At 32.6% G+C, this 15,452-nt stretch carries 9 protein-coding genes; 7 read left to right on the forward strand and 2 right to left on the reverse strand.

Going from position 1 to position 15,452, the window contains the following annotated elements; translation table 11 throughout:
• Window positions 1-7: 7 nt before the first annotated feature.
• Window positions 8-397, reverse strand: coding sequence for a YxeA family protein (locus RBB48_RS21110; protein ID WP_060488821.1), 390 nt, complete (start codon window positions 395-397; stop codon window positions 8-10).
• Window positions 398-613: 216 nt separating this feature from the next.
• On the opposite strand from RBB48_RS21110, the gene pepD reads away from it, so the two are divergent.
• Window positions 614-2,083: a beta-Ala-His dipeptidase gene (pepD, locus tag RBB48_RS21115; RefSeq protein ID WP_306008028.1), complete on the forward strand. Its 1,470-nt coding sequence runs from the start codon at window positions 614-616 to the stop codon at window positions 2,081-2,083.
• A gap of 589 nt (window positions 2,084-2,672) precedes the next feature.
• Here the strand turns inward: pepD and RBB48_RS21120 are convergent.
• Window positions 2,673-3,143, reverse strand: coding sequence for a DUF5065 family protein (locus RBB48_RS21120; protein WP_149213303.1), 471 nt, complete (start codon window positions 3,141-3,143; stop codon window positions 2,673-2,675).
• A gap of 452 nt (window positions 3,144-3,595) precedes the next feature.
• On the opposite strand from RBB48_RS21120, the gene RBB48_RS21125 reads away from it, so the two are divergent.
• The 6 genes from RBB48_RS21125 to RBB48_RS21150 all read left to right on the forward strand — a co-directional run bounded on the left by RBB48_RS21125 (window position 3,596) and on the right by RBB48_RS21150 (window position 15,452).
• Window positions 3,596-4,255, forward strand: a complete 660-nt coding sequence (locus RBB48_RS21125) for a CatB-related O-acetyltransferase (RefSeq protein WP_088063385.1) — start codon at window positions 3,596-3,598, stop codon at window positions 4,253-4,255.
• Between the two features lie 327 nt (window positions 4,256-4,582).
• The gene (locus RBB48_RS21130; protein ID WP_098134232.1) at window positions 4,583-5,896 is read left to right on the forward strand and encodes a D-alanyl-D-alanine carboxypeptidase family protein; all 1,314 of its coding nucleotides are present in this window, start codon (window positions 4,583-4,585) and stop codon (window positions 5,894-5,896) included.
• A gap of 552 nt (window positions 5,897-6,448) precedes the next feature.
• Window positions 6,449-7,597, forward strand: coding sequence for an acyltransferase family protein (locus RBB48_RS21135; RefSeq protein ID WP_088063387.1), 1,149 nt, complete (start codon window positions 6,449-6,451; stop codon window positions 7,595-7,597).
• Between the two features lie 355 nt (window positions 7,598-7,952).
• On the forward strand, window positions 7,953-8,543 hold the full coding sequence (locus RBB48_RS21140; RefSeq protein WP_088063388.1) for an SGNH/GDSL hydrolase family protein: 591 nt from the start codon (window positions 7,953-7,955) through the stop codon (window positions 8,541-8,543).
• 1,085 nt (window positions 8,544-9,628) lie between these two features.
• Window positions 9,629-10,882, forward strand: coding sequence for an MFS transporter (locus RBB48_RS21145; RefSeq protein ID WP_000848289.1), 1,254 nt, complete (start codon window positions 9,629-9,631; stop codon window positions 10,880-10,882).
• Window positions 10,883-10,895: 13 nt separating this feature from the next.
• Window positions 10,896-15,452 (forward strand): non-ribosomal peptide synthetase, encoded by a 4,557-nt coding sequence (locus RBB48_RS21150; protein ID WP_306008029.1) that lies wholly within the window; start codon window positions 10,896-10,898, stop codon window positions 15,450-15,452.

The following is a 15,452-nucleotide window of genomic DNA, read 5'->3' on the forward strand; positions in this document are numbered from 1 at the left end:
TTGTTTTTTATTTAGCATTTAACTTTTCTTTTACTTTTGCAGGTAAGTCAGCTTCCTGAACCTCTTCATATGACTTCACTTCAATTGATGATATTTCATTTTTACTCTTATCATCTTGATCTACATAAAGACATAAAAATGCATTTTCATTTAATTTATGTTCGTTTGATGCTTTCTTACTTCTAAATGTAATTTGTTTTTTTACTCCGTCTTCGTCATAAGCAGGCAGTGTGTAGTTTCTTAAGTTTTTACCTTCAACTTTTTCGATAGTTCCTTCGCCTTGTATCTGTACGTAATATACATCTTTACCAATTCGATTTAATGATGCTCTTTCACATCCAATAGTAAAACTAGAAAATAATAAACATAGTGTAATAATCGCTAAAAACCTTTTCATTTTCTTTATCTCCTTCAATTTGTTTCTTTACACAGTATACGGCTATTATGAAATGAGAAAAATCGATTTAGATTACAACCCCCTTACAATGTTGTAAGAGTGTTGTCCATAAAATGAACAATATATTAAAAAGTTAAAAGAAAGGTAAAATAATGAATCATGGTATAATGATAAAAGACTTACATATTATTTTGTCATTTTGAGAGGAGCTTAAAAATGTATTCTACTTTAGAACAATTAACAAAGCACCCTGTATTTTATCATTTTGCAGAAATTTCAAAGATTCCTAGAGGATCGGGTAATGAAAAAGAAATTAGTGATTATTTAGTGGGCTTTGCAAAAGAGCGTAATTTAGAAGTGATTCAAGATGAAGCAATGAATGTCATTATTAAAAAAGAAGCAACTGCTGGCTATGAAAATGTACCAGCTATTATCATTCAAGGTCATATGGATATGGTGTGTGAAAAAAATCAAGCAACCGTACATGATTTTGAAAAAGATCCAATTGAATTACGAATCATTGGGGACATGTTATATGCAAATCAAACGACTTTAGGTGCTGATAATGGTATTGCAGTTGCGTATGCAATGGCTTTATTAGATTCAAAAGATATTCCGCATCCAGCACTTGAAGTAGTTATTACTACTGAAGAAGAAACAACAATGGGTGGAGCTTTCGCTGTTGATGCAAATCACTTTGATGGTAAGATTTTTATAAATATTGATTCTGAAGAAGATCATAAATTACTTGTAAGTAGCGCAGGTGGTGCGAAAGCTGTTGAAACAATTCCAGTAATATGGGATGAAGCGCCAGCTAATACGGATGCATACCGTCTATATGTTGGTGGTCTAAAAGGCGGACATTCTGGTATGGAAATTGATAAACAGCGTGGTAATGCAAACAAAGTATTAGGACGAGTATTACGTGATTTATCAGCAAATATTCAATTTGGTATAAGTGAAGTTCACGGCGGATTAAAAACAAATGCAATTCCGCGTGAAAGTGTAGCTACAATTGTATTACGTACAGAAGATGTAGAGAAAGTAGAAGAAAAACTAGAATCTTGGACTACAGTATTACAAGAAGAAATGCGTGCTGTTGATCCAGATGTTCATGTTACAATTACAAAATTGGATGAAAAAGTAGAAAAAGTATTTGCTAAAGAGACACAAAAGCAACTTATTTCATCATTATTCTTAATTCCAAACGGCATTCAAAGTATGAGCATGGATATTAAAGGTCTTGTAGAAAGTTCAACAAATTTAGGCGTTATTGAAACGTTGCAAAATGAAATTAAATTACGTAACGAAGTGAGAAGTTCTGTAAGTAGTTTAAAACAACATGTTGCAGATGAGATTAAATGTATTGCCGAATTAGTTGGTGCAACATTTGAAATAGAGTCAGAGTATCCAGAATGGCCATACAATCCGAATTCACAAATTCGTAATTTGTTTGAAAAAGTGCATCAAGAAAAATACAACAAGGATGCTGAAATCTTCGCTGTACATGCAGGTATTGAATGTAGTGCATTCGTTCAAAAGATGCCTGACTTAGATGCGATTTCATTTGGTCCAGACATTTTTAACGTTCATACACCAGATGAACATATTAGTATTTCTTCTGTTGTGAATAACTGGGGATTCTTCGTTGATGTAATGAAGGGTACGAAAGATTTAGCTAAATAATATGGATGAAATGAAAAGTAGCCAATAAAACTTTATAGGCTACTTTTTTGTATAGAATTTTATTAGAAATTCTTTTTTACGTTAGTATTTAATTTTCACTTTTATTTCTAGAGGATATTGTACCAAAGATTGCTCCGGACACTGCTCCGATTAAAGTCATAAAAATTGCACTCCATGCTGCAAATGACATTATTACACCTCCAAATAATAAATTATTGTTTCTTAGCCTTTTGAATAGAAATGATAATTGCGACAACTATTAAGAAAATAAGAGGAGACCAAGAAAAGAAAGACATGTAATATTCTCCTTCCAATATTAATTTTAGACCTTTATAGAAATAAATTATCGCATGTTTAAAGAATGAACATATAGAATATGCAATATTGCATATCGAATTGTAGGGCATAAAGAAGTGAAAACGGTTCGTGAATAAAAATGCTAATTTATAAAGAAAGTAAGGATTTTTTCTAACCTTAAAAAGGGCAGACAATCAAAAAGCTCTCTACCTTATATAAGGCAGAGAGCTTTTAAAATAGTTTTTGTCTAATAACAATGGTATCCAATATTTATTGGTGAGATAAACGTAAATTATTTTGAGATTTTAAAACTGCCTCCATAATAATAATTTTCTCCAAGTTTCATAACAGCTACATATGTTCCAGGATTATAAGCCTTAGTAATAGGTGTTACAAATCTACCATAATTATGTTTCAAACCCGAGTCATAAATGGTTTTATATCTATGCAAGTTTATTTCATCATTTTCATTTCCACTCAATTGATATATTTTTACAATACCAGTATCTTTACCACCAGTAAATATAGTAACATCGAATGTATCTCCATGTTTTAAGTCAACAACTGCTAACTCTTCTATAAAATCTGCATTATGATGTAATAAAAAATAGCTTTGCCAACGCCAATTATCTGAAAATCGTGATTCTTCTTGTGTAAGTTGCGATTCAGCAGACACAGGTGGGAGCGTACCAATTGTATTCGAAAATAAAAATCCTCCAACAGTCAATGCACCAATAATTGTTGATTGCCTTAAAAGTTTCATGTTCTAAACCTCCTATTTACTTAAGGATTCAGAAATCGTTTTGTAAAAAACTAGCTGTGAAATCTAATGGGTGATAATATCTTCTATAATCATATTAACATTTATTGATTTATCAGACAAATTAATAAATAATAAAATTATATCGAGGGAGTGAAGACTAATATAAGAAAGAAGTTAGAGATATAGCTAATAAACCTTTATTATATGTAATTGCGATTTATTAATTGAAAACATGATTATTTTAAAACTGAAATTTCAATGCACATCTTAAGTTTGGGTATATAATTTTACAATTTGACTTATGTAAATTATCAAGTTATGATTTTTTATTATAAAAGAAAGGCTTGAATTTAATGGTTCGTCGTTTGAGAAAGCTAAAAAATGTAGCAGTCGTATTAAGCTTCTAAGTGAATTACAAAAATCTACAATACTTAGAAGCGAGGAATAAAGTTATGAAGCATCCATTATTTAATCATTGGTCAGAAACGAAGTATTTAAAAGATATAGTAACAAATCCACTCATTGAAGTAGGAGAGTACTCCTATTATTCAGGGTATTATAGTCATCAAAATTTTGAAGATGGCTGTGTAAGGTATTTGTGGGGGGATGCTAAGTCCCGTGCACTTTTCAATCCAATTGAACAGATGGGATGGCATCTTGATAGACTTATTATTGGGAAATATGTTTGTATTGCTAGTGGAGTAGTCATTTTAATGGGCGGTAATCATAATCATCACGCAGAATGGATTACAGTATATCCATTCGCTGAGCAAATTGAACATTCATATGAACCGAAGGGTGATACAGTCATTAAAAGTGATGCTTGGATTGGAATGAATGCAATAATAATGCCTGGCGTTACTATTGGTGAAGGAGCAATTGTTGCTGCAGGATCTGTCGTAAGTAAAGATGTTCCGCCGTATACAATAGTTGGTGGAAATCCTGCTAAGGAAATAAAGAAACGATTCACTGATATAGAGATAAATATATTAATGGAAATGCGTTGGTTTGATTGGGATAGGAAATTGATTGAGAAGGCAATCCCGCTGTTATCTAGTCCATCCATCGAACCATTATTTGCTTTTTATAAAAATCAAGTGAAAAATAAATAGATCAGTTAGAAAAACTACATCCAGTATAGGATGTAGTTTTTTATTTTTTGTAAATGTGGAACAAATGTATTACTTATATTGTCTATTAAGTGTAATCCTAAAAAATATGAAAGTACGAATCATTTTGAAAAATACAAAGGTATTAAAAAGAGGGATATGTGTGGGAATACTAAGTGTCAGTGTGTCTAAAAGGGTGGGATGAGATGTTCTATATGAAAGTGGTCCTAATGTCTTATATGTATATAGAATTTGATAACGCTGTCTATTTTTTGAAGGGTTATGTTAGAACAACGTTTTTTGAGTACAAAAATATTGGAGGTAACAGAAGTGAAAGATATGTTTTGCAAGGGATTTATTGCAATAGTAACAGTGCTTACACTATTTTGTAGCATGGTCGTTACATTTGGAAGAACATCAGCGGAAACAATTCCTGCTATAGACGTTGAAGCAGGATCAGCAATTTTAATAGAAGCAAATTCCGGAAAAATTTTATATGAAAAAAATGCAGATGAATCATTGGCAATTGCTAGTATGACAAAAATGATGAGCGAATACTTAGTTCATGAAGCGGTGGATAAAGGAAAACTTAAATGGGATCAAAAAGTTAAAATCTCTGAATATGCACATAAGATTTCGCAAGATCGTTCATTATCAAATGTTCCATTAGAAAATGGTGGCTCTTATACGGTAAAAGAGTTATATGAGGCAATGGCGATTTACTCTGCAAATGGTGCAACAATTGCTTTAGTTGAACAGATTGCTGGTAAAGAGATCAATTTTGTAAAAATGATGAACGATAAGTCGAAAGAGTTTGGAATGAAAGATTATAAGTTTGTAAACTCTACAGGCTTAACAAATCAAGATTTAAAAGGATATCACCTAGAAGGGACGACTCTAGACGAGAAAAATAAAATGTCTGCAAGGGATTGTGCAATTTTAGCACAACGTCTTATTCAAGATTTTCCCCAAATATTAAATACAGCAAAAATTCCTAAAAAAACATTCCAAGAGGGTGGTAAATATCCAATTGATATGGCGAACTTTAACTGGATGTTAAAAGGTTTAATTAAGCAATATGAAGGTGTAGATGGTTTGAAAACAGGAACGACTCCAGAAGCGGGAGATTGTTTCACTGGTACAGTAGAAAGAAACGGTATGCGCCTAATTTCTGTAGTGATAAAAGCAAAATCTCATACGGCACGTTTTGATGAAACAAAGAAATTATACGATTATGGATTTGCGAATTTTGAAGTGAAGAATGTCTATGGAAAAGATTCAGTAGTAAAAGGACATGAAACAGTTCGAGTGGCAAATGCAAAAGACAAAGATGTAGTAGTTCAAACGAAGCAAGCTGTTTCACTTCCAATGCCGAAGGGCAACAAAGACATTTATAAAAAAGAATTTAAAGTATTGAATACGGAACAAGAAGCGCCTATTAAAGAAGGTGTAACTATTAGTAAAATGATTATCTCTCCTAAAGATAATACAGATTCTGGGTTCTTATCAGGTAAATCATTACAAATAGACCTTGTAACAAAATCTGATGTGGAACAAGCAAATTGGTTTACACGTTTTATACGTAAAACAGGATCTTTTTTTAGCGGTATGTGGGATAGTACGGTTGATATAGTAAAAAGCTAATTTTATAGGATACAACTAAATATTAGTCTGAAACAAAACGTTTCAAAGTATTATAGATTCTTATGTGGATAGTTTGGAATGAAAGATTGTATTACATTTCAAATTTGGTCCTTCGGAACTTTTTGTATTTCTATCAAGCTAAAATAAATTTGTATCCATATACCCCAAAAACGCTATTCTTTTTGTAGAAATATACAGAAAGGATGGCGTTTATTATGAATCTTTCGATTTGAAGGATTCTGGTGCAAGGTTAGTTTAATAAAGTTACATGATGAAAAACCACCCATTATTCCATCAAATGACAATAAAAAAATAATATCCGGTAAGTATTTCTGTAATTAGATTTTATCCCGCATTAACGGGCAGTAAGACCCCCACTGATTAAAGTTTCACTTTATAAAAATTTAATAAAATCTTTTCTTTGTATTAAATATTTTGTTTTAAATTATGTATATAAAGAAATGGAGGTCAAATTAACTTTGTACTGCTTATATTAGGAATTTAAAGAAACAATATGTACAATTCTCCCACTACATTTGCATAGTGGCCTTTATGAAAAGCAAAATCTACAATTTACAAGGAGAACATTTTATGAGTAAGAGAATAAAAGAATTAGATTCCATACGAGGGTTAGCGGCACTTACTGTGGTATTTGGACATTTTTGTTTAATGCTACCATCGTTGCCTAATTCTATTAAATTTTCCCCGCTTAGGTTTTTATGGGCGGGTGGGGAAGCTGTTATCGTTTTTTATGTACTAAGTGGTTTTGTGCTATCTATGGCACTTTATTATTCAAAAACAAATTATTGGGGATATTTAATTAAGAGATTTGTAAGAATCTATATTCCTTATTATTTTTGGATAATCGTTACCTTTGTTTTATTTATTTTATTTTCGCCATATGAAGTGGTAGGACTACGGGATTGGTTCTATGATAGGTGGCAAGGGTCTATAACAAAATTAGATATTATAAACCACTTTGTGCTTCTTAATAACTTTTTTACGGAAAATTATAATCCAGTTATTTGGTCATTGGCTCAAGAAATGCGTATATCTATTGTGTTTCCTTTGTTATTCCTTCTTTTTTATAAACTGAATTGGAAGAAAACGATACTATTTGCTTTGAGCTTTTCTTTAATTAGTGTTTTTCTTAATATGTTGCATATTGGGAAAGCTGAAGGATTTTATAATGGTTATGCCGATACACTGCATTTTACATCTATGTTTATGGTTGGAATGTTACTTTTTAAGCATCAGGAAAAACTTATCTACTCATATAGGAATATGAAAAAATTTAAAAAAGGATTTCTTATTGCCTTAGGAATTATTCTATATTTATATTCCATTTTAATTTATGGTTTTTCCCGTAATGATACTACTTTCTTATTAAAAGATTGGGGTGTCGTAATGGGGGTTAGTATATTTATTATAATGGCTATGAGTAACCTAAAAGTAAAAATACTTTTAAATAAGAGTGTGTTTGTATACTTAGGAGAAATTTCATACAGTATCTATTTGTGTCATTTTCCAATCATGATGGTACTATTTAAACTTTTGTATACAAAGATACCTATCTTTTTCCTTCTTACTTTGTGCATTACAATGACACTACTTTTTTCTATAGTTTCGTATCATTTAATCGAAAAGAAATGTATCAACTGGGCAAAACAAAGAACAACAAATTTATTGAAAAAAGTATAATACCTAGAGGGATTATATCCCGCTATTTGCCGGACAGTAAGATCCCTCACTTCAAAATTCAGCGAGAGCAAAGAAGTTAGGTGGGAAATTAACTGTCCGTAAAAGCCCAATTGGTTCAACTAATAATCAGTGAGGGATGAAGAAAACCTCTACTGATTAAAGTTTAACTTCATTTCTTTAGTAAATATATGAATATGACCGATTCCTAAGTATACTTAGGAATCGGTCAATTTTGGATTCTAAATGTAAATATAATAAAGTGGAATATAATTGAAATCAAAAACATTTAGAAAGAACAATTACATTGTGAGCTAATGTATAGTATAGATATGAATAATAAAAAGGGGGAATAGATATGTGGAAGCGATTTGTCTCGATTGGTGATAGTTTTACAGAGGGGATAGGGGATGAAGTTGAGGGAATTGCATTAAAAAGCTGGGTAGATCATTTGGTTCAACTGTGTGAAAAAGATATAGAATATGCCAATTTTGCAAAGCGTGGGTTAGTAACTAAAGAAATTCGCTCGCAGCAATTGGAAAAGGCATTAACTTTTAATCCAGATTTGGTTAGTCTCATTGCAGGGGCAAACGATGTTTTAAAAGGACGTTGGAATCATGATGCATATAAGAACGATATGGAATTTATGATAGATACATTAAGTAAAGCAGGGGCGGATATTATTATAGCAAACCTTCCCGATTTTACAGTTAGGCTTCCTTTTGCTTCTGAAAAAAAACAAGTAATAAAAGAACAATTATTAGAGGCAAATGAAGTTATACATTCACTGAGCAGAGAGTATAAGCTTCATCATGTTGATTTTTGGAATCATCATTTAGTTAATGACAATACGCTTTGGTCTAAGGATTTAATTCATCCAAACTCAAAAGGATATGTAAAAGTTGCTGAATTGATTTTTAGTAGTTTGCCTGTACAGAAGACAAAATAATAGTTTGCAATTTAACAAATATGATATTAATTGTATTAAGCTATGTTTTTTAATAAATGGAAAGAACTAAAAATTTAGCAAATAAAGTGTATCTACGATATATTTCTACAGTAGTGCACAAATACAGTATCACAAGAAAAGATCACCTACGGAAATAGGTGATCTTTAAACATTCTTATACCTAAATTAATATATTATATTACTAAATAAATTCGTACTACATAAAAATTAAGTTCTTTTATAGAAAAACTGATGTTACATTACCTTAAAATATATTCATAACAATATTATATAATAACATAGTCAAATCATATTTTGGGGATTTATCCCGATTGCGTATAATGTGTAATTTTTTTAAAGCAGTAATGTCCAATAAGTTAAGTAGGTAGTAAATGTAAAAAAATCAATACTATATATTATTCAATCTTTGTTATGAGTGCATTAGTAATTGTTAGTATTATATTTTTAATATCTATTTTAGTTATTGGAATTAATTTGAATAGAAAATATGTAGGATAGGGAAAGGTACATATACTTTATTGTATATGTACCTTTTTATTTAGTAGGATTTATAGTCTCTATAAACTATTATGTTAATAAAATTAAAAAACTTAATTCTTAATATTCTTATGGTTAAAGCTATCTATAAAATGAAAATATAACTAAATAATAGTTTGTTATGATTTGTGGATTTGGTTTTTTATCCGAATTTTCTGATTCAAATATTTCAACTTTATGAATATAGTAGGTGAAATATTTGTGTGATAGTATTTGAGATAGAAAAAAGCCAATTTTAAAAAGGATGTGAATTGAATGTGCAACAACTGTAAATGGTTATATTAAGTTAATGTTTAACTGTTTTTAGTGTAAGGTAAAGGTCTATTTTGTAACAGTTGATATAAAGACAAAGAAATAGGTGTACTCAAATTTATCTGACTATTTAAAATACGCTGAACCTTGAGATTAGTCTAGGTTTTGACGAAGTTAAATTCTAGGTGAAATCTTTATAATGATTAATTAGGTTTAATAAAGGGGTAACTTATACGCAAAAGCGTTTATATTAGTAACCTAAGGAGCTTGCTTTTATGAAAACTATTGATTCAAAAGGCCTATTAGGAAATAGGGTTTATTTACAAGTTTTCTCTGCCTATTCATTGCTTATGCTTGGTGTTTTTATTGATATGTTAGCGATTATGACTATAGTTGGGTTTGAATGGGAAGTAGATCCTACTATGATTGGATTGATTCCTGTTGCATATGCACTTCCAGGAATTATTTTTGGCTCATGGGCGGGTGTTATTGCAGATCGTTTTAGAAAAATTCCAATTATGATGTTCTGTAATCTAATGGTTGGTCTAATAACGATTGCTCTTTTATTTGTACAAGATATCCACTGGCTCTTAGTGGCATTAATGATTCGTTCCATTTTTATTGTTTTCTATTATCCTGCACAGCAAACACTAACAAGACAGATTGTCTCCCCGGATTTGCTTACTAAAGCAGTAAGTATCAACGGAATAGTAGAGCAGGGTACCAAGATAGTAGGCCCACTTATAGGGGGCATGTTGCTGAGCTGGTTTCAACCAGAGTTCTGCCTCATTATAAGAGCTATAAGTTGTTTATTAGCTACCTTAGTTCTGATACCCACAATAAAATTTAAAGAAACTATATCGAAAGAATTTGTTGAAAAGCAAAAACAAAGTACCTGGACCGCTTGGGTACAAGGGTGGGGTTATGTGTTATCTAATCGGATAATATTATCAACTATGATTTTTGTTACAATAGCCATGGCAGTATTACAATTAGTAGACTCACAATTCCCAACTTTATTTAAGAGCTTATTCCCACATGATAAAAGTAAAATGGGATATATCATTTCTATTATTGGTCTTGGCGGAATACTTGGTGCATTACTAACTCAGAAATTAAAACAATTTCAATATGGCTGGGTAGTATGTGGAGGTATGGTTTTAATGGGAATTGGTTTTGGGGGGATTGGTTTGATAACGCCCGGTACGGTCTTCGTTTTGGCCTATTTAATTAGTTTTATCGCTGGTATTGGAAGTGGGCTGATGCTTGTATCTAATCAAGTCATTTTACAAATAGAATCGGATCAAGATCAAGTAGGAAGAGTATTTGGTATTCAAAGCAGTTTAACAAACGCAGTTTTAATTATTTCTCCTGCTATGAGTGGCCCATTAGTGCATTTGTTCGGAGTAACTCAACTTTATGTTTATGGAGGGATTGGGCTTGTTATCATTGGAGTAATTGGAGTTTCACTGCAGAAATATTTATGGGCTAAACATAAACACGAACCTATAAGAGCAAATAATTTTTGAAGGGAAGATTTTTATGACCAATGAGGAATGTTATCCATTAAGCCATTCGCAGCGAAGAATATGGTATACAGAAGTTATTCATTCTGATAAAGGAATATGTAATTTAAGATTTTTATTTAAACTTCATCGAAAAATGAATTATTCAAAATTAAACCAAGTTGTGAATCGCGTCATTAGTGAAAATGACGGTCTGTGCATTAGGTTAAAAGAAAATGGGCATCAGGAACCGAAACAATATTTTATTAAACATGAAGAACAAGAATTTGAGTTTTTTGATTTCAGTAATGTGGAGAATACAAATTTGCTTGAGGAATGGATTGAGCAGAAAACAAAAGAAACGTTTACATTATTTAATTCAAATTTATACTATTTCGCTTTAATAAAATTAAACGATAATGAATGTGCAGTCTTTGGAAATGTTCATCATATTATTATGGATGGTTTATCAATTCAAATATTTACTGAGCAGATTGCAAAATATTATTATGAAATGTATAACGAGAATGAGGAAGGCGAAAGTGAAAATTCATATGTTCAATTTCTGACTAATGAACAAACATACTTGAATAGTAGTCGCTTTCAAAAAGATCAAAAATTCTGGTTAGAGGAATTTAAAACACTGCCATCTGTGACCGGATTGAAGCCCTATAATACGTACCAAGTTAGTACCAAAGCATCACGTGAGACATTTATATTAACGGAGTATTTGAAGAGAAAGATAGAAAAATTTTCTGAAGATTACAAAATTAGTTTATACACTTTTTTTGTTGCTGCTTTCTCGTTATCCATGTATCGGTGGACCTCATCGCTTGATATTGGTTTAGGAATGGCTTACGGCAATCGTATGACTAAAATGGAGCGAAAATTGATTGGAATGATGGTGAGTACAGTTCCTTTAAGAATGGATATTGATCCGGAAGAAGAAGTACTTTCATTTATTAGTAGGGTATCCAGAAAACAAAGCAAATTATTGAGACACCAGAAATATCCATTTGATTTGTTATTAAAGCAGATTAATAAAGAGAATAATAGTAATGTGAGACTTTTCGGAACTACGATTGATTATAGGGATCGTGATGAAAGTGGTGACTCACTATGGATTCCAAACCATGAAGAGGTGCAAGATTTTGCAGTGCATATTGAAAATCTAATTGATATTGACTCTTTACATGTACATATTGATTATCGTGAGGAGCTATTTTCTAAGGAAGAGATAAAACGTTTTTTTAACGTGATGTTAGCGATAATGGAAAACACTTTTGAAAAACCAAAGCAGAAGGTAGCTGAAATCGAAATCATTTCTGATGAAGATAAAAGAAGAAGTTTAGTTGAGTTCAACAATCCTAAGCTGGATTTCCCATCTCAAGTAACTATTCATGAATTGTTCGAACAGCAAGCGTTGAACTATCCACGCGATATTGCAGTTACGTATGGAAAAGAAAAAGTTACTTATAGAGAGCTTAATGAACGCGCAAATCAGTTAGCTCATTATTTGCAGAAAAAGGGAGTAAGACCTGATACTTTAGTGGGACTGTGCGTTGAACGTTCCCTCGAAATGATTGTAGGTATTTTAGGGATTTTGAAGGCTGGTGGGGCTTATGTTCCACTTGATTCAACATATCCAGAGCAGCGACTTCAATATATTTTAGAAGATGCTAGCATTCAGTTATTCGTAACGCAAGAAAGTTTAAAAGAATTGAAATGTTTACCAGAAAATGTTGAGTCGATTTGCCTGGATCGTGATCAAGATGAGATTGGGAAAGAAAGTAAGACTTTACCGGTTTCTGATGTCAGTTCCCAAAATTTAGCATACGTGATCTATACTTCGGGATCAACGGGGAATCCAAAGGGTGTTATGATAGAGCATCACAATGTCATTCGGTTATTTAAATCAACGGATTGTTGGTATCAGTTTAATGAAAAAGATACTTGGACGCTTTTTCATTCTTATGCATTTGATTTCTCAGTATGGGAAATTTGGGGAGCATTATTATATGGTGGGAAATTAGTTGTTGTTCCGTACTGGATTAGTCGATCACCTAAGGATTTTTATCAATTATTGGTGGAGGAAGAAGTCACAGTTCTAAATCAGACACCTTCCGCATTTCGACAATTAATACAAGTGTGTGAACAAGAAGATATGAATAAAAATTTGCAACTGCGTTATGTCATATTTGGCGGAGAAGCGTTAGAACCTACTAGCTTGTTACCGTGGTTTCAAATGTATGGGGAGAAAAAACCACAGTTAATTAATATGTATGGAATTACAGAAACTACCGTTCATGTTACATATTATCCAATTACTCTAGAAGATGTGCAGCATGCTTCAAGAAGTAATATTGGCAAGCGGATTCCCGATTTAGAAGTGTATATACTGGACGCTTATCAACAACCTGTTCCTATAGGTGTTGATGGTGAACTTTATATTGGTGGGGCAGGACTGGCACGTGGGTATTTAAAGAGACCTGAATTAACAGCAGAGCGTTTTATATCTCATCCATTTAGTAGTGATCCGAAAGCGAGATTATACCGGACAGGAGACTTAGCGAGGTATTTGCCAGATGGAAATCTGGATTATCGTGGAAGAATTGATCATCAGGTTAAAATACGTGGTTTCCGAATTGAGATTGGGGAGATTGAGTCTACTTTACATACATATGCATCTGTAAAAGAGGCAGTTGTAATTGTAAGAGAAGATCAGCCAGGCGATAAAAGATTAGTAGCATATGTTGTAGGAGATGGAAATGTAGATGCGTGGAGAGAGTATCTTAAAGCGAAACTACCAAGTTATATGGTTCCTTCGGGATTTGTGGTGATGGAAGCTATTCCACTTACAGCTAACGGTAAAGTTGATCGTGAGGCCTTACCTATGCCGGAGGAAAAGCAGATTAATAGTGAATCTGTTGGCCCTCGGAATAGTAACGAACAGATACTGACTACCATTTGGAAGCAAGTATTAGGTGTTAAAAAGGTGGGAATCTATGATAATTTCTTTGAAATTGGTGGCGACTCGATTCTCAGTATTCAAATCATATCTCAAGCAAGTCAAGTGGGGTTAAAACTTACTCCAAAGCAAATGTTTGAATGCCCAACTATCGCTGAGCTGGCACAAGTGGCTATAAAAACGCAGGGAGTACAAGCGGAGCAGGGAATTGTGATAGGTGATGTGTCTCTTACTCCAATTCAGTGTTGGTTCTTCGAGCAAGAACATCCACATCTGGAGCATTGGAATCAATCAATGCTATTAAGAGTAAAAGAAAGATTCGATGTGAAGTTACTAGAGGGAGCGATAGTAACTTTACTCAAACATCATGATGCTTTACGTTTCCGGTACAAACAGTTACCAAACGGAACGTGGAGGCAGAGAAATGAAGGGACTGATGAGCTGTCAGTACTCCATGTTGTAAAACGGAATCAAGTTAATGAAAAAGAGTGGAATACAATAATACAAGAAGAGATGAACATTAATCAAGCTAGTTTCAATCTAGTTACTGGTCCGTTAATGAGGATAGTGTACTTTGAGGATAACTTGACTGGAAATGATCGAATATTCTGGGTGATTCATCATTTAGTAGTAGATGGAGTATCATGGAGGATTCTATTGGAAGATTTACAGACGGTATATAACCAGATGAAACAAGGTCAAGAAGTTCGCTTACCTGCGAAAAGTACATCTTTTAAAGATTGGTCTGAACGACTCCAGACGTACAGTGATTCGGGTATTTCGAAAGAAGTACAAGATTATTGGAATGAACAAGTAGAAAAAGAAACGATGAAAATTCCAATGGACTATCCAATACAAGAAACAACAGAAGAATCGATTGATCAAGTGACAGGGACTTTAGGAATAGAAGAAACATATGAATTGTTACACGAAGTTCCAGTAACTCATAAGACAAGGATTGATGAGGTACTATTAACGGCATTAGGACAAGCTATCGTCGATTGTACAAATCAGCAAACGGTTTCTATTCATCTAGAAGGACACGGAAGAGAAGAGGTAATTGAAGGTATTGATTTATCAAGGACAGTGGGCTGGTTCACGAGTATTTATCCCGTTCATCTCAATTTTCAAGGAACTCAAACACCTATTGAAGGGTTAAAGGCTGTCAAAGAACAATTGCGTCGAATTCCGAATCGTGGAGTTGACTATGGTATTTTACGTTACTTGAATAAAGGATTACTTCCGTTTTATCAGCAAAAGCCTTCAATAAGTTTTAACTATTTGGGCCAATTTGATCAGGTTTTCTCAAGGGAATCTTTGTTTATGCAAGAGACAGGATTTACATTTTTAGATCATGATCCAGATTCCAAACCATCTCATCTAATTGATGTTATCGGAATGGTGAAAGATGAAAAGTTACATTTTGTTTGGATGTATAGTAGAGAACAGTTTTCTAAATTAAAAATTCAATTGATAGCAGATGGTATGTTGAGGCATCTTCGTCAACTTATAAATAAACCAACAACAGAGTCTGCTTTTACGGTATCAGATTTTGCTGATGCAGAGGATCTTACGGAAGAAAGCTTGAGCAAAGTATTACTTAAATTAACAAAGAAGAGGGTGTAA

The organism is Bacillus sp. MMSF_3353, assembly GCF_030733445.1.
Classification (GTDB): Bacteria; Bacillota; Bacilli; order Bacillales; family Bacillaceae_G; genus Bacillus_A; species Bacillus_A wiedmannii.